The 15,218-nt window shown below is 56.3% G+C and carries 17 protein-coding genes; 2 read left to right on the top strand and 15 right to left on the bottom strand.

Features of this window, described 5'->3' with window-relative positions; genetic code table 11:
- Positions 1-275: 275 nt before the first annotated feature.
- Entirely contained in the window at positions 276-710 is a 435-nt protein-coding gene (locus QP109_RS02520; RefSeq protein ID WP_285023116.1) for a hypothetical protein, read from the top strand.
- On the opposite strand, the gene QP109_RS02515 is transcribed toward QP109_RS02520, so the two are convergent.
- The 9 genes from QP109_RS02515 to QP109_RS02480 all read right to left on the bottom strand — a co-directional run bounded on the left by QP109_RS02515 (position 704) and on the right by QP109_RS02480 (position 9,786).
- Complete coding sequence (locus QP109_RS02515) at positions 704-3,190, bottom strand: glycoside hydrolase domain-containing protein (RefSeq protein WP_285023114.1); 2,487 nt, start codon at positions 3,188-3,190, stop codon at positions 704-706. The two genes, QP109_RS02520 and QP109_RS02515, sit on opposite strands and share 7 nt — an antisense overlap.
- A gap of 404 nt (positions 3,191-3,594) precedes the next feature.
- On the bottom strand, positions 3,595-3,972 hold the full coding sequence (locus tag QP109_RS02510) for an HNH endonuclease (RefSeq protein ID WP_285023113.1): 378 nt from the start codon (positions 3,970-3,972) through the stop codon (positions 3,595-3,597).
- Between the two features lie 136 nt (positions 3,973-4,108).
- Entirely contained in the window at positions 4,109-4,567 is a 459-nt protein-coding gene (locus QP109_RS02505; protein ID WP_062613131.1) for a hypothetical protein, read from the bottom strand.
- Positions 4,558-5,934 (bottom strand): SNF2-related protein, encoded by a 1,377-nt coding sequence (locus tag QP109_RS02500; protein ID WP_071129493.1) that lies wholly within the window; start codon positions 5,932-5,934, stop codon positions 4,558-4,560. Before QP109_RS02500 ends, QP109_RS02505 begins: the two co-directional genes overlap by 10 nt.
- Complete coding sequence (locus QP109_RS02495; protein WP_285023112.1) at positions 5,915-6,193, bottom strand: VRR-NUC domain-containing protein; 279 nt, start codon at positions 6,191-6,193, stop codon at positions 5,915-5,917. The genes QP109_RS02500 and QP109_RS02495 overlap by 20 nt, the downstream gene beginning before the upstream one ends.
- A gap of 135 nt (positions 6,194-6,328) precedes the next feature.
- Positions 6,329-8,590 carry a phage/plasmid primase, P4 family gene (locus QP109_RS02490; RefSeq protein WP_062613126.1) on the bottom strand — a complete coding sequence of 754 codons (2,262 nt, stop codon included), beginning with the start codon at positions 8,588-8,590 and terminating at the stop codon, positions 6,329-6,331.
- Positions 8,587-8,778, bottom strand: a complete 192-nt coding sequence (locus tag QP109_RS09385) for a DUF7768 domain-containing protein (RefSeq protein WP_502929269.1) — start codon at positions 8,776-8,778, stop codon at positions 8,587-8,589. Before QP109_RS09385 ends, QP109_RS02490 begins: the two co-directional genes overlap by 4 nt.
- The gene (locus tag QP109_RS09380) at positions 8,771-9,025 is read right to left on the bottom strand and encodes a DUF7768 domain-containing protein (protein WP_502929268.1); all 255 of its coding nucleotides are present in this window, start codon (positions 9,023-9,025) and stop codon (positions 8,771-8,773) included. The genes QP109_RS09385 and QP109_RS09380 overlap by 8 nt, the downstream gene beginning before the upstream one ends.
- Positions 9,022-9,786 (bottom strand): phage antirepressor, encoded by a 765-nt coding sequence (locus QP109_RS02480; protein ID WP_285023110.1) that lies wholly within the window; start codon positions 9,784-9,786, stop codon positions 9,022-9,024. Before QP109_RS02480 ends, QP109_RS09380 begins: the two co-directional genes overlap by 4 nt.
- A 156-nt stretch (positions 9,787-9,942) precedes the next feature.
- Between QP109_RS02480 and QP109_RS02475 the strand changes: the two genes are divergently transcribed.
- Positions 9,943-10,125 carry a hypothetical protein gene (locus tag QP109_RS02475; protein ID WP_256756088.1) on the top strand — a complete coding sequence of 61 codons (183 nt, stop codon included), beginning with the start codon at positions 9,943-9,945 and terminating at the stop codon, positions 10,123-10,125.
- Positions 10,126-10,128: 3 nt separating this feature from the next.
- Here the strand turns inward: QP109_RS02475 and QP109_RS02470 are convergent, their stop codons facing one another.
- The 6 genes from QP109_RS02470 to QP109_RS02445 all read right to left on the bottom strand — a co-directional run bounded on the left by QP109_RS02470 (position 10,129) and on the right by QP109_RS02445 (position 15,211).
- Positions 10,129-12,096 carry a DNA polymerase gene (locus QP109_RS02470; RefSeq protein ID WP_285023107.1) on the bottom strand — a complete coding sequence of 656 codons (1,968 nt, stop codon included), beginning with the start codon at positions 12,094-12,096 and terminating at the stop codon, positions 10,129-10,131.
- A gap of 77 nt (positions 12,097-12,173) precedes the next feature.
- Positions 12,174-12,731 carry a DUF2815 family protein gene (locus QP109_RS02465; protein ID WP_081638866.1) on the bottom strand — a complete coding sequence of 186 codons (558 nt, stop codon included), beginning with the start codon at positions 12,729-12,731 and terminating at the stop codon, positions 12,174-12,176.
- Between the two features lie 15 nt (positions 12,732-12,746).
- Positions 12,747-13,883, bottom strand: coding sequence for a DUF2800 domain-containing protein (locus tag QP109_RS02460; protein ID WP_024330643.1), 1,137 nt, complete (start codon positions 13,881-13,883; stop codon positions 12,747-12,749).
- Positions 13,870-14,283, bottom strand: coding sequence for a hypothetical protein (locus QP109_RS02455; protein WP_024330644.1), 414 nt, complete (start codon positions 14,281-14,283; stop codon positions 13,870-13,872). Before QP109_RS02455 ends, QP109_RS02460 begins: the two co-directional genes overlap by 14 nt.
- Positions 14,280-14,516 (bottom strand): hypothetical protein, encoded by a 237-nt coding sequence (locus QP109_RS02450; protein ID WP_024330645.1) that lies wholly within the window; start codon positions 14,514-14,516, stop codon positions 14,280-14,282. The genes QP109_RS02455 and QP109_RS02450 overlap by 4 nt, the downstream gene beginning before the upstream one ends.
- Before the next feature lie 5 nt (positions 14,517-14,521).
- The gene (locus QP109_RS02445) at positions 14,522-15,211 is read right to left on the bottom strand and encodes a sigma factor-like helix-turn-helix DNA-binding protein (RefSeq protein WP_285023103.1); all 690 of its coding nucleotides are present in this window, start codon (positions 15,209-15,211) and stop codon (positions 14,522-14,524) included.
- Positions 15,212-15,218: the final 7 nt, after the last annotated feature.

The following is a 15,218-nucleotide window of genomic DNA, read 5'->3' as shown; positions in this document are numbered from 1 at the left end:
CTGTGGTGTTTGTGCTGTTGGCGGGGTTTTGGTTGGTGATTTTGGGTCACTAATGAAGCGTCAGACAGATACTCGGGAGCCTCTGGTATAGGCGCTCCCGTGCGCCTTTTCGTGACTGTCGGGTTCAACGCACCAGGCCTCGTGCCCGCATTCACGCGACATCCGCCCGATCAGCACTACCCTTAGCAATGCAGGGAAACCCTTCTTGTAGAATGAAAACCTATTGGGGATACAACTCCTGATGCCGTTGCCCTATCAAAATGTGTAGCGAAAAGTTGAAGGGACTGGTCATCAAAAAAATATCTGTGTTTCTTGTATCCGCTCTGGCATATTTTGTCGGCGCGTGGCTTTTCGCCGCCATCTTTCAACGGTGCAAGGATCAGGATCAGAGATTTTTTGTGGTCTTCTTATTGATGCCAATCATGTATGTGTGTTTCACGATTCTTCTTCTGCTTTTCAATAAACATATCATCGGTATTCAATCTGCCCGCGCGTTGCAACTTTCAGCAGGAGCCTTTATTGGACTCTCAGCTTTTCTATTTTCACTCGATGGTGTTGGCTCGTTAGTTCATAGTGATTCTTTTTCTCAACTGCTGAGCCAGTTTTCCGTTCCCGCCATCGGCGCTCTTGTTGTTGGTGGTGTAGCGCTTGGGTTTAGCGTTTTTACCCAAGCGCCCCACCAAGGAAAAGACCAAATCAATTATCAGTAGATGAATTCAGCTAGCTTTCGGCAAGCTGTTAAACGAATCTCTTCCTTGACGTATCCAGCCAGGAACCATCCTAAAACGGCGCTATCCAAGTCGGCATATTCACTTATTTTCTGATACGCCTCAGTGGAATTATTCGCCCCCAAGCTCCAGCCAATCTGCTTGAATCTGTTGGCTAGTTTGCTGGAATTGTTGTAGTACTCTCGCAATGTTGCTGACAAAAGATGAGCGTTGGAATCATTGCCGTTTTCTAGCGTGTTAGCGATAACGATGGCGTCTCCGTCACAGCAGAGGTCGTCACGGTTACAGTTGTTTCCTACCGATTCCCATTCTCCCTTGTCGTTTTTCTTGTCAAGTACTAGCCCCTTCAAGCCAGGATGCTGACGGTAATCGTTACCTTGACCGACTAGAGCTGTGGCCACCTGATCCAGGTTCGCACTGGGATTCCACTCAAGCGTTTTCTGAATATTTTCCATCGCTGTGGCTAGATCTCCAGCCCAGCCAGTCCATGCATCAGGGATAACATTCCAGTTGGTGTATCCAAGTGTTGTTGCCGCCAGATGCGCCAGATCAACTGATTCTCCGGTCTTGTCAGTCATGGATTGCCGCCAAGTGTTATCAATATAGCGATTCAAGGCAGCGATGATCTTCTTGCCTACAGCGTCCTTCTCGAGTACGCTCGCGTCAGCACTCCTGAAACTTTCGGCAGACACGGACCAATTCACCGCAGATCCACTACCACCGTCACGCAGGTAGGCTTTTGCTAAATAGTTGAGGATGCAACGCCAAGTCGGAACGGCAATCCACGTTCCCGCACCATGAGAACCCGCAACGTAGTCCTCACCAACTTTGCTATCAGCACGTAATTCCTCAAAGCGCTTCTCTAAATGCCAGATCAGATCAATCGGAGCCAGCTTGTTGTAATCGATGCTGGTGTCGGGCGCAGCGTCACCGGCACTCGAAGGAGCAACATGATCAACTGCCGCTGCTTGTCCTGAATAGGCGACCCTGTCTAGGTCAAAACCAGCACCCTTGTAGTCACTGATTTCAGTGAACTGATCATAGTTCCAACTATCAGGAATAGGGAAGCCGAGGTTGCCAGAAAATCCTGTGGACATGTCCGAGACGAACGCGCTTCCAGCGTATCCGGCTTTAATGATGCGGCTACAAATATTGCGTGATGCGTAGATACCCACTTTGTATCCGCCTCCCAGGCTTCCACGCACACCCTGGAAATACGGAAGAATGTGACTTGTGACCTCGGGGTCGGTCGCATCGAAATCAACAGCGAAATAGATATACGTTCCCGGAATGCCAAGTCTTTGGGCGGCTTGCCTTGCAAGCGTCGCGTGCCGAGCGCCGTTTTCCCGCGTGAAGTGTCGAAGCTTGGTTGAGTACTCCTGGAAAATCGGGAAGAACTTCATCCCTCCGTTGGTGATGCGTTCAAGTTCTCCGGGGCGAATTGCTTTGAAATAGTCAGACGGATCTTTTGAATCCTGATTCGGCTCAGTCAGGTAACGTCCTACGATCTCATAGCCGTTCGCCTTAAGTAGGTTGAGTCGCTCAGCCGTAATCTCGAAGCGTGTATCGCATGCTTTGCAGGCGCGATTCGGATCACCTTTCGAGGTGAGCAGGCTCATCCATGTAGTCGAGTCGACCACCCCACTTCGTGGGAGCTGATACTTTGCTTGGAATTGCGGAACGAACGTTGACAGTGCGGTTTGTGCAGAAGGATAGATATCGGGAGAAATCCGGTTACACACTAGAGCAACCTGAGCTAGCCAAGCCCACTTCGGTAAACTTGCCGCATTGCTGGGTGTAACTATTGTTAGACGCGCTTTGGTGCCATTGCCGAAATTACCTGTGGCTTCCGCAGGGCTAAATCCTTCAATGGCTTGCAAAACCTGAATCAGAGCAGTGTTCATTTCCCGACCGTAGAGTCCATCGGTTGGGATGATTCCGGTATAAGCGCGATACTGTTGATTGATTTGTTGCTGTGCTTGGCGGATCGCTGAAATGCCCCCATAAGAGCGAAGCAGGACGAATTGCTGCATTGACAACAGCGCTTTCATGACGTCGAGCGTCACAGTGGAATCTCCACCAATGCCCATGTCGCTCTTAAGCTGTTTGATGGCCTTTCCAGTTCCGCTATAGAAGTGAGTCGTGATATCGCTGGCACCGGCAGAGTATCCCTTGCACCACAAGGCGCCTTGGATAATGCCGTACACATTAGAAGTCTCCTGTGCACCGTCATCCTGTTGGTGGATGCCGTTAGGCCACCGAGACTGGAAGCGACTGATAGTTCCCGGTCCGAAATTGTTCGCCGTTGTCGTAATACCCAGCTCGATTTGCAGAGCTCGAATCAAAGCGTTGATAGTGCCCCAGCCGGTATATCCGTCCTCTACGACTGAACCGAATCCAGCCTTGCTCCTATAGGTGCGATTGAGCCATTGCTGTGTTTTTAGCACCATTTGATCTGTCATGATTCCTCCTTTTTAGAAACCAGTTTGTTAATTCAAGACAGGCGAACACCTGCCAGGGAGGGATCCAGAACACCGGATGAGAAGCTCCGAGTTTTTGCCCTCACCTGTACGTCCCTGGGAAACCCAAATCCGGACGGACAAAGCGCAAGAAAACCGAGCAACACTCAGCGGGATTTAACCCCTCACTGGTACTGCCGACGAAGCCCGAAGTGTTAATACCTTGTTTGATTCGGGGACTTTGCGCGCGGTGGGCCCCGCCCGCTGACCCCTCAGCGAGTCGTAGAGATTCGACGCCCCCAACCCCTAACCGAATCCTCGACTTGTTCCGTAACTTGGCGCTGGAACAAGGTCAATATTTTTAGGGTGGGGAAGTGCTTAGTGGTTATGTCGCGATTTTCAAAAATCTAGTAGGTGTAGACCCGAGGTTGTTGCCTCCATCGGTCATCATCGAGCGCGCTCTGGCGCGAGTGGCAGGGCTTGCACAGGCTTCGGAGGTTATCAAAGTCGTGGGTGCCGCCGTGTTCGAGCGGGAGAATGTGGTGAACCTCTTGTACGGGTGTGTAGCATCCGGCCTCTAGGCAGTCTTCGCAGAGCGGGTGGGCGGCGACGTAGGCGGCACGGATTTTACGCCAGCGTGAACCATATCTACGATTGATCTTCGGATTCCGCTGATACTTCCGATACCGAGCATCCTCAGCCTTGGCGTGGGCGTCGCAGTAGCGCTCGCGGGTGAGCTCAGGACAACCAGGGTGGGAGCACGGGGACGCTGGTTTGACCGGCATCGCTAGCTCCTTCCCGAACATGGTGAAGCCCCAAGTTCCCGTGTGGGTTCTTGGGGCTTCACCTACTTTTCAACCACTTATATGTTCTCACACTGATATGCGGTTTTCTATCGCATGTTTCGGATACCCGCTAACGCTAGAGCTGTCCATACAAGGCGGTGGCGAACCTGTCGAGGGCCCGGTTCTTGCGCCGATAGACCGTGTCACGCTCGACGTAGAAATGATCGGCGATCATCGACACCTTCTCATCTTGCGTCCCCTCGCTGAGGAAGAAGCCTTCGAGGATGAAGCGGTCGTCTTCAGCGATGACTTCCCACGCAGGCAAGAACCAGTCCATGTACTGGCGAGCCTGCAGGTAGCGAGCCTTGTACGCATCTATTCGCTCGATCGTTGCCACGATCCTGTTCTCGGACGCGTGCAGATCACCCGAGGGCGGTGTGCCGTCCATGCGCGGTGATGCGGGGCTAGCTGCATCAGCATAAGCCGCCTTGATCTGCTCGTCGGTACTCTCGATGATCTGTTCCATCACCGCATAATCCTGCAGCGCAGCGATCGCAGCTTTCCTTGTGTCGAGGTATTTCGTCATCACATGCATGAGCGTGTCCTTTCAGTGGTTGTTTGGATTTCTTGTGCGACCGCGTCAATCAACGCAGCCTGCGTAGCATCTTTCGTATCAAGGGCTTTGAGCACGGCTTCATCGAGCGTCCCTTCCGCAACAAGATGCGTGATCGTGACCGGCTCTAACTGTCCTTGCCGATACAAGCGAGCGTTCGTCTGTTGATAGAGCTCCAGGCTCCAGGTCAGTGAGAACCACACCAACAGATGCCCACCTGACTGGAGGTTCAATCCGTGGCCAGCGCTCGCGGGGTGGATCAAGCCGAGGGTGATCTCACCTTTGTTCCATGCCTCGATCTCCGCGCTTGTTTTCAGTTCGCGAGCCTGCGGGAAGCGGGCGGTGATACGCTCGCGGTCATGGGCGAACCAGTACGCCGCCAGCAACGGGCTGCCGTTGGCTGCCTCAACAAGGTCTTCGAGAGCGTCGAGCTTGCGATCATGAGCCGCAGTCCATTGACCGTCGCTGGTGTAGATCGCGCCCGACGCTAACTGCAGGAGCTTGCCCGACAACGCAGCAGCGTTCGCAGCGTCAATCGTCGCCCCATCAAGGTCGAGGACAAGATCAGATTTCAACTGCTCATACACGCGTCGTTCTTTCGGCTCCAGCACCACAGGCATTGTCGTCACCGTCAATTCCGGTAGCTGAAGGTGGTCGGTGGTTCGCATCGACAACGTCATGTCACCAATCGCACCGTAGATCTCATCCTCAGCGCCCGCGCGGGGCTTATAGGTGAACACCTGCATCCCGTTGCGCTTATCGGGCACGAACCAACGCTCGCGATAACGAGTGATAAACCGGCCCAAACGCTGACCGCCGTCGAGGAGCCGGAACTGCGCCCACACATCCATCAGTCCATTTGCTGCAGGCGTGCCGGTCAGGCCAACCCAGCGCTTAACGTGCGGCCGCATTTTCACCAGCGCCGTGAACCGCTTCGCCCGGTGGTTTTTGAAGCTGGAGAGTTCGTCGATGATGACCATGTCGAACGGCCAGCTACCCCCGAGTTGGTTCACCAACCATGGAATGTTTTCCCGGTTGATGACGGTCACCATCGCAGACGCCGCAAGAGCGTTCAGCCGATCTCGCTTGGTTCCGACAGCGACTGCTACGGTGAGCCCTTCAAGGTGATCCCACTTGGCTACTTCTGCAGGCCACGTATCGCGGGCAACTCGCAACGGAGCGACGACCAATACGCGGTGGATGGTGAAGTAGTCGAGCATGAGCTGCCAGATCGCCGTCAACGTGATCACCGATTTGCCCAAGCCCATCCCGAGAAAGATTGCTGCCTCGTCGTGGTCGATGATGTATTGGGTTGCGGTGGTTTGGTAGTTATGCGGCTGATAGTGCATCAAGCGCCTCCTGTATGCCGTCCACCGAATCGACAACCAATGCGGTGAAGCCTTGCTCGCGCAGTTGGTTCATCCGACGCTGCTGGATTGGCCTGGGTTGTTTGCCTGCTGCTTTGAGCTCGACGAAAACAGCCCGGCTGTCCATCAGGCATATCCGGTCAGGTACGCCGCTGGTTCCAGGGCAGACGAGCTTCCAGCACAAGCCGCCAGAGGCTTCGACGGCTTTCTTCAGTTGGTGTTCTATGGTTCGTTCGTTCATGGTCACTCCTTGAGTTCGCTTGTAGGGGTGACGGCATGTGACGAGTCGTTCCTAACCTTTTATATAGAGAAAAACACAATGTAATTTCACATGCGTAAGGTAGGGAATGGCTCGTCACAGCTCGTCATCATGGGGTTAGCTGCCGAACTCGGATGCGATCGCGAGCCCGTAGACGTACATGCCGTGTTTGGTCTTTTTCCGCACGAATCCGGCTTGTTCGACAGCAGCGTTGAAGTCGACCATCGGGCGCGCCCATCCTGAGGTGTTTTGTGCCCACGCTCGATACGTCTGGTAGAGGTCACCGGCACGCTCTGATAAGCCGTTCTCGACGTCGCATGAGTCTTCAAGGAACTGGGAGAACCAGTCGTTGTCTTCCTTATAGGCCTGTGAGGCTTGAACGACCTGAGGCGGCGGAGTGAGCTTGTAGCCCTCACTGTGAATGAGGTGCGCTCCCTCCATGATCCAGGAAAGGATCGCCCCGCCAGCGTGTTCGTAGAGGTGGTCGGCGTAGTTCTTCACGTCCGTATCGCCTTCGATGGTGGCGTTGAACGGGATGACGATGAGCCTGCGCCAGATGCCTGCGTCCATGGCTCCCACACGCGGTAGATGGTTCGTGTAGAGCACGAGCGTGTGGGAGGGGGTGAAGGCGAAGGGGTCCTTGAACTTTTTCTCTGCCGAGATCTGATCGGTTGAGGCCAGCTGTTTGACGTTCGAGGTTGATAGGCGCATGCCTTCTTCGGTTTCAGCCGCGATCAAGAGACGTTTGCCTCTGGCTTCTGCGAGTTCGGGTTTGACGTTGCGGCGTACCCCGACCGTGAGCGCGTCAGCTGAGATCGTGCCCGAATACGTCCCCAACACGCGGGCGATCGTGTTCCAAAACGTGGATTTGCCGTTTCGTCCGTCCCCGTAGGCGATGACGAGGGCTTCGACGAAAACCTGACCGATAGCCGCCAACCCCACAATGCGCTGCACATAACCAATCAACTCAGGATCTCCTTGGAAGAACACGTCGAGCGCGTCGGCCCAAATCTGTGCGCCCTCATCGCCGGGGCTGACAGCGGTCTGCTTGGTCAGCAGATCGGCTGGGTTGTGCCTGTGACTACTACCGTCGCGCAGATCCCAGGTACCTGCCGGGGTGTTGAGCAGGTAGGGGTCGACGTCAAGGTCACGGATACGCACCTGCAAGATCGGCCCGGCTTCTTTCAACGTGGCCGTGATGTTGCGTGACAAACGCCGAGATAGAACGAACTTGTGGTAGTTCTTTGCCTCATCCCACGCCCGGAACGCGGTCGCTTGCACAGGCGTGAGCTTGGCGATGCCGCGTGCTTTCGACGAGGCGGAGGCCATGACGATATCTGCGCCGGTTGCTGTCATGGTCTCCCACGTGGACGCGATCAAGCGGTCGGCTTCCTCGAGCTGGCGGGAGGTCAGTTCTTGAACGACGCCTTGTGCGGATAAGTCGTTCTCGTCCCACACGCCATGGTCGTAGACGAGCCACTTGGTGGCGAGCGAGTAGCGGATCTTGTTCGCATACTCGCCAGCTAATGTGTCTGCCTGACCGACATCGGAAAAATCATCCGGACGCAAACCCGCCAACGCCTCATAAGCCTCTGGCGGCAGATAGCCTGGATCAGCAGCGACCTTCGAAGCAAACCTGCACGCGCTATTCCAAATCGCCTGTAATTCGCCCTCGCTGAGCGGTGGTTCGCAAAGGTTGGCTTTGCGATCGAAGAGGTCTCGTGCTTGGTCGGTATCGCCGTAGCGGATGAGGACCCTGCCTGCGAAGCGCGACAACGTAGCGTTGCGCGAGCCTTCACCAATCACGAGTGTGGAGGCATCAAATGCGGCGAACACGTCGATCTCGTCAGCGTCGTCCAACCATGCATTGAGGAGCTGATCGCCCTCATGCACCGTAACTTGTGGGTTAGAGGTGCCGTAGATGAAGCGTCCTGCGTCAAGAGCGTTGCGATCGAAGAAAGCAAACCGCGACGCGAGGCGGTGTTTCAATCCTGCGTATTCGTCTGCGCCTTGTACTTCTCGGATTGGGAAATAAACGTGGAAACGCGGCCGCGCAGACAACACACCCTTCGCCTTCATGTGATTACGAGACGTGGCGGCCATGAACTCCACACCCGCCATCACCTCGCCAAGCTTCTCAGGCGTGACCCACTCGGCCGGAGTTTCGGTGTGATCGTTGTCGATATCCATCACCACGCAGTCCGAGGCTATGAAGGCTGCAGTTGAGCGGCGATCATTCGCATAGGTTGCGGCCACATGATCAAAGGCAGCGGCTGCCGATAGCAAGGCCGCGTCAGTAACCCGGTGCCTGTTTGGGTAGTGGTTATTGTTCTGCACGCCGGTAACCGTGGCAGCAAACAGAGTGAAGGGCGTGGTCATGGGGTGACCTCCTTGAAATCAGAATCGAAAAACTTAATCGGCAACTCGAGGTCGCGTGCCCAGCCGATTTCTAGGCGCATACCGGGAGATACGTGTCCGACGTATGCCCATAGGGCTTCGCATTTGGCGAGCAGCACTCGGTTGAAAAACATCGCCAGCTCCCGCTGATCGGGATTGGCGTCATCCATAAACTGCGGGAACAGCAGGTGTGGGGGCGAAGGGGATCTTGCCCGCGCCCACTGCAAATCCACAGAATTGGCGGGCGAGCTCAACGTTCGCTTCCGTGTCGCCCGAGTAGGGCGAGCAGATATAAACCAAGGGCCGGTAGCCAAACTGTTCGCGCTGCAGCTTCTTGAGCGCGTGATAGCTCGTCAGGTCCAGATAGCCTTCGGTATTTTTCTTCGAAAACCCAATATCGAGTATCGTGGCGCTCATGCTTGCACCTGACCTTCACGCTCAATGACCGGGAGGATGCCGAGCTTGTTCTTGAGTAGGTCGTAGATGAACAGACGTCCCTTCTGGGTCCAGTACATGTGGGTGCGGGTCTGGCCTTCGCCGTATTCGTGAGTCTTGGACTGGGTGTATCCCTGCTCGGCGAAGCGGGCGTAGAGGAACCACCGGCCCGACTGATGGAACTGCACGTGAGCATCACGCAGGATCCGGTTGAGCTTCTTCGCGGAGAGTCCGTAGTCCTTCGCAATCGCCGTCGTCGTCAACAACGAATCGGACTGCAACACGACGTCGTAGTACGAGACTTTCGGTGCCGCTTCGAGCAAGGCTTGCTCTGCGGCGAGGCGCTTGACTCGCTCGGCCCGCAGCGTGGCGATGGCATGCTCCAAGAATTCATCGTCAGCCAGCAGCTCGTCGTATGCGTACAGGCCGTGGCGGCGAATCGTCGGTAGCACTTCATCGAACACCCAGGCTTCGAACTTCTGCGCTGCCGGGAGCTTTGAGGAGATGATGAGGCGATAGAGGTCACCTTCGGTAATGAAGCGGACCTGCTGGATTCCACCAGCGGTCTCAAGGGGGTGGTAATTTGCCACCCCCTTGCAGTGCAGCTTCACCGCGTTCGTCGGATCCTGGTAGCCGAGCGCGACGGCGACATCCTTCCCGCAGAAAAGGATCTGACCATCATTGGTGATGGTTCGGATCGTGCCGAACACGTCGTTGGTGAATGTTTGAATCTGGTTTCCCATGGCGGGGTTCCTTCCCGAGACCCCGTCGAGAAAAAGTCGTGCCGGTCGGCACAAGGGTTAAGGGCCTCACCCCACTGCCGACGAACCCGAAAGTGTTAAATCCGTCCCGCGTATACCCCGCAGACAAACAGTGCTGCGCGAGCGAGCATGGATGGCATGAGTGAGATTGATAAGGGAACGGTGTGGGCGATGGCGAAAAACATGCGCCTATTCGCCTTCATGGAATATCTGCGCGACCTCGATAACGACCCGGCTCCGAGCGCTGCGGATCAGCAAATTGCTGCGTATCTTCGGGAGTTCATGACAACCGATCCGAACGTTCTTCTCGGCGACCAATAAGGGTTAGTCCTTGCGGTAGTAGCCGCATTCGTAGCCGTCCGCATCCAGCGGTAGACCTTCAGCCCAGGTAGGGAGTGTGGACATGAGCTGGCAGGCGTCCGTAACAGTGAAGCCCGAGCCCAAGGGCTCGTCGATAACGATCTCGTCGTGCACATGCATCACAATCCGATGCCCAGCCTTAGCGACGGCGTGCATGCCGGTGACGAGCAGATCACGAGCGATCGCCTGCACGATATTCTCGACAAGTTTTCCACCGTAGGTTTCTAACTGTCCCCAACGTCTGGCTGCGGTGGTGCCTGTGTAGGTGATGGATGTGCCACCCCACCTGTTCTCACCCAGACGCGGCTGGACGTAGGCAAGCCGTCTACCGGAGGGCAGTTCGATGAAGAGAATCCCAGACTCAACGCTAAAGCGCAGGTTCCGCAGGCGAAGCGGCTGGCGCGACATGATCGCAGCAATCACGGCTTCTTCAACATCTGCCCAGAGCTGGACGATGTGTGGGTTCGCGGCTCGCCATGCGTCAACGATGGGTTTGAGCTCGTGTTCTGCGAGTCCCATACCCAGTGCTCCCATGGCTTTCAGCGCACCAACAGATCCGCCATAACCACAGGCGAGCACCGCAATCTTCCCCTTCTGACGAAGCTCACCATTAACGCCGTGCTTCTCTACTGGGACGCCGAACATGCGGGAAGCGGTTTCGCAATAGAGGTCTTTGCCCGCGCGGAAGGCCTGGAGGGTGGTTGTTTCTCCTGCTAGCCAGGCGATGACGCGCGCCTCAATCGCAGAAAAGTCCGCCACAATAAACCGGCACTCAGGGCTGGGAATGAACGCCGTGCGAATCAACTGACTCAAGGTGTCTGGTACAGATTCGTAGAGCAGCTCAAGTGCGTCGAGGTTGCCTGTTCTGACGAGCGTTCGTGCTTGGTCGAGGTCAGATAGATAGTTTCTTGGGAGGTTTTGGACTTGGACGAGGCGTCCGGCGAAGCGTCCGGTGCGTCCTGCTCCGTAGAACTGGATAAGACCGCGCGCACGGCCATCGGTTCCGGCGACGTTTTGCATGGCTTGGTATTTCTTGACGCTTGATTTTGCTAGATCGCCGCGCAGTTCGAGGACTTCTTTCACCTCGCCAGTGGCGGTATCGAGGGCGGCATCGACCTCGGCTTTCGCTAGTGATTCGAGTTCGCAGCCGCGCGATGCGAGCCATTGTTTGAGTTGGATGGGCGAGTTCGGATTCTCCAACCCAGTCAATGTCTGTGCCCGAGCGAGTGTGGCGTTGCGGTGGTGCTCGTCCACGGCAACGGCATTATCGACGAGCGTGTGGTCGAGAAGAATCCCGGCATCATTAATGCGTTGGTCAAGAGCGTAGGTGTCCCATTCGGCCTCGGGCATCGGAAAAGACGCCAGTCTGTCGTGGATGGCGAGCTCGACTTCGACGTCACGCCGGTTGTAGTCGATGAACCGTGCCCACCCGGTTGGGTCAGCTGATGGTGGATTCCTGTGTTTGCCGCCGTTCAGAACTGAGGGTGTGGCGGGTGTGCAGAACTGCTTGATCAGCTTCTTGCCTACTGTGTCTTTTTGGACGTCGAGTTTGAGGACGGTGGCTACTGCGTCGAGGCTCATCGGCAGACCGAGATAAGCCGACCAGATCATGGTGCAGCGCCACTGCCTTGGGCCAAGAAACCCATCAGCGAGAAGCTCTGGATGATGCGCTCGTAGCCAAGCGGACAGGCAGACTCGTTCGAAGGCGGCGTTATGCGCCCACTTCACGACGGATGGATCAACTAAAGCCGCCAGAACCTCGTCGGGCATTGATTGTCCGTTGGCGAGATCCACCATTTCGACTGGACCGCCGTCAATCGAATAGCCGAACAGGAGCAGCTCGAAGTCTGGGTGCTCGGCATACGGGTAAAGACCCGTCTTAGCGAGCTGGACGGGACTGAAAGATTCAATATCGCAGAAGAGTGTTCGCATGACGAGGTTCCTTTCACATAGAGGAAAAGTGGAGGGAACCAACAAGATGTGCTGATTCCCTCCACGTGTGGGGATGGTTAGTTCAGGAAATCGTCATCAGCGGCGAAGACACCGAAGTCGGTCTCAGCGGAAACTCGTCCACCGCCAAGGCTCTCGCCGTCACGGGTCTTTTGGATATTGCCCAGTGCGCAGGCGATGCCTCGGTTGCCGTTTGTGTTGAACGCATAGAAGGACAGGGATACGCGTGCGTAGCAGCCCGAGTACACTTCGGCGCGGTCGAGGATCGGGGCGACGCTCTGATCGACGATCTGCGGAGCGGTCAGGGAGTTGGCGTTGAGGAAGTAGGCACCCTTGTAGGCTTCGTCGTCACGCTCAATATCCCCATCGCGCAGCGGCAACTTGAGGGCGGCCTTGTTGGGGCGCTTGCCACCAAACTTCCCGATACCTGCTTCGATGGCTACATCCACGGCCTTCTCGATCGCCGCAATCGTGGCAGTATCGGACTTCGGGATAATTAGGGAGACGGAGTACTTCGGTTTGCCTCCCTGGATGGAGTTCGGCTCCCACACGTGTGCGTAGGACAGCCGGACTTCGCCGGTCACAATACGAGTTGTGTTAGTCGTTGACATAATCATTCTTCTTTCTACTAGTTACTTGTTTGGTTGAAAATCGGTGGCCGCACTCACCAGGTCAAGCGCTGGCCGCTTATCGGATGCAGGAACCAACGTGGGTTTTCCTGCAGGCTTGGTCACGAGGTCACCGAGGATCTCGTTGAAGGCGGGTTTACCCATGAGGCGTTCCATCGCTGTGAGGGTGATGAGCTTGCGGTCATAGATGTCCCTATAGCCAGCCGCCTCAGCCGCTGCAGCGACATCGGTTTCGGAGGTGTATTTGCGTATCGACCGTCCGGCTACGAGCTTGAACCCCTCAAAGACCACGCCCTGGTTGACGGCCTTGGAAAGGGCGTAGGCTTCCACGTCCGACGCCCAGGTTTTGAGCTGTGGAATCCGCGTGAGCACGTCGGCAATCTCGCTGTCGGACAGTTCTGCTGGTGGGACGAACTCGTGCTTTGCAAGGGCGAGGTTGGCTTCCGCTCGCGCCCGACACGTGGGTGCAATCTTGCAGAACTGACACCACGAGCCCGGACAAAACTCGCCCTCGCCAGCCGCTGCCAGCTCAGCCTTCGGCTTCACCTCTGCCTCAGCCCACGCTTCGAGGTCGGCGACGGGGATTTCCCAGGTGTCGACGTTGCCCCGGCGCGGTTGGTAGATCGTCACCGCTACGCGCTCGATGTCGTACAGGTCGCCGAAAGTGTGAAGGGCTCCGAGAGCGTAGAGCATCAACTGGGGATTACGCTCAGCCTCAACCAACACACCTTGCCCGTATTTGAGATCAATGATCTGCAAGGTGGGTTCGGCGATGATCACGCAATCCCCGGTGCCAAAACCTCCCGGAACCACATGGCTGAAATCTAGGCGTTGCTCGATCAGCACCTGCGGATCACCACAGGATTCTTGGGCGATGGAGATGCGTTCTTGGACGAACGCCACATAGTCGTCCGTGAGGATTTCCATCTCGTCATCAACCCAAGTTGAGACTGGCCGCTTCGAGCGCTGCTTCAAAGCGCGACGGAGCTTGTGCTCAGCCAGTGCATGGGCGGCGGTGCCTTGCTCGGCAGCCGCAGACGTGGATTCTGGCTCATCGGATTCGAGGCACGCTGAGGGTGTGCAGTTGAGCCACCTGTAAGCACCAGAAGCTGAGAGGAGTGCGTGATCAGACGGTGCCATCAGCAATCTCCTTCGCTCGATCCAGCAGCCAGCCGAACTTCGCCGGATCCACCGCTGAGAGCTTGTCCGCACCAGCCTCGACGATCAGCTCACGAACCTTTGCCGTGTGACCTTGCGCTGAGAGCTCGGAAAGAAAAGCACGTACTTCTTCCAACGTCACCGTCGGTTCAGGTTCAACCTCTGGCTCGTCCGCAAGTAGTTCTGGCTGGGCGTGCGTGGCTGGGATGGTTTCGAAGGGTTCCTTGATCTGCAGGGCAAGCTCCGGGCGTTCACCAGGCATTCCTGCGTGGTCTTCGAAGCTCTCCTCAACGATCTGCTGAGCCCGCGCAAGCAAATCGGCGAGCGATCGCATCGTCTGGTTTCCATCACGAATGAAGGCGTTAATTTCCGGCATCATCATTTGGATTCACCCGCCTTGAGAGCATCGGCCAGGGCCATGAGGTCGTCATCGGTGTTTTCGGTGATGTCGATCTGCTTGACCGAGTCACCGGGAACGAGAATCATGACTTTGCGTGGGGTACCAAGCAGTAGGCGCATGAGCCGTTCACGCAGCGTCACATTCTTGGTGGCGACGATTCCGGGGTTGTCAGGGATATGCCGGGCAATATGAAGCTTGAGACTATGTCGAGCCATCGGGCTTACCTTTCTTCCTCATTTGCGGGAGCAGCCCGGTTGGCTTCTCCCTTCACCCCACTGCCGACACCGCTCGAAGTGTTAAATCGGGCCTCCTCAACCGCCTGCCGGATCAGCGGTTTTACCTCTGCCACCAGCTGCGATACCCGAGCACGGGTCAACCCCATATCGCGCGCCACCTGCGCCTGATTGAGCTTGTCGGTTGCAAGCAGACGCGTCATCACCTCACGATGCTGCGAATCCAAACCAGCGATGACGTCACGCATCACCTCGAGATCACAGGCACGCTCGACACTGTCCTCGCGTTCGATGACCTGGTCTTCAGCGCTGATACCCGGTGAAGCAGGGTCAAGATCGATCTCGAGCATCTGCTCATACGAAAACGGCTTGTTATTCGGGACGCGGCATCCACGTCGAGGACCGCACCCAGCCCCACACGTACATTTCTTCTTACCCTTGCCGCGATCGGCGCGAACCGCCTGATGCGTGGCCGCTTCCTCTGCGTTCCACAACTCGTCCAGAATCTTCTGCGGCGTGCAGGGCTTAACCTGGTCGAGCGGAACACCAGTAGCGGCGCCGCGTTGCTGGCGGTCGGTTGCGATCATGAGAGCGAACTCGCCAGGGTCAATGTCGAAAGTGTCAGTGATGGACTCGTTCTTGTTGTTATCTGCTTCGTGCCTGAAGGTGACCTTCATCGAAGGA

The sequence above is a fragment of the Pauljensenia sp. UMB9872 genome (genome assembly GCF_030212665.1).
GTDB classification, from domain to species: Bacteria; Actinomycetota; Actinomycetes; order Actinomycetales; family Actinomycetaceae; genus Pauljensenia; species Pauljensenia turicensis_B.
The sequence above is the reverse complement of the archived record's forward strand: the minus strand, read 5'-3'. Positions and strand labels throughout refer to the sequence as shown.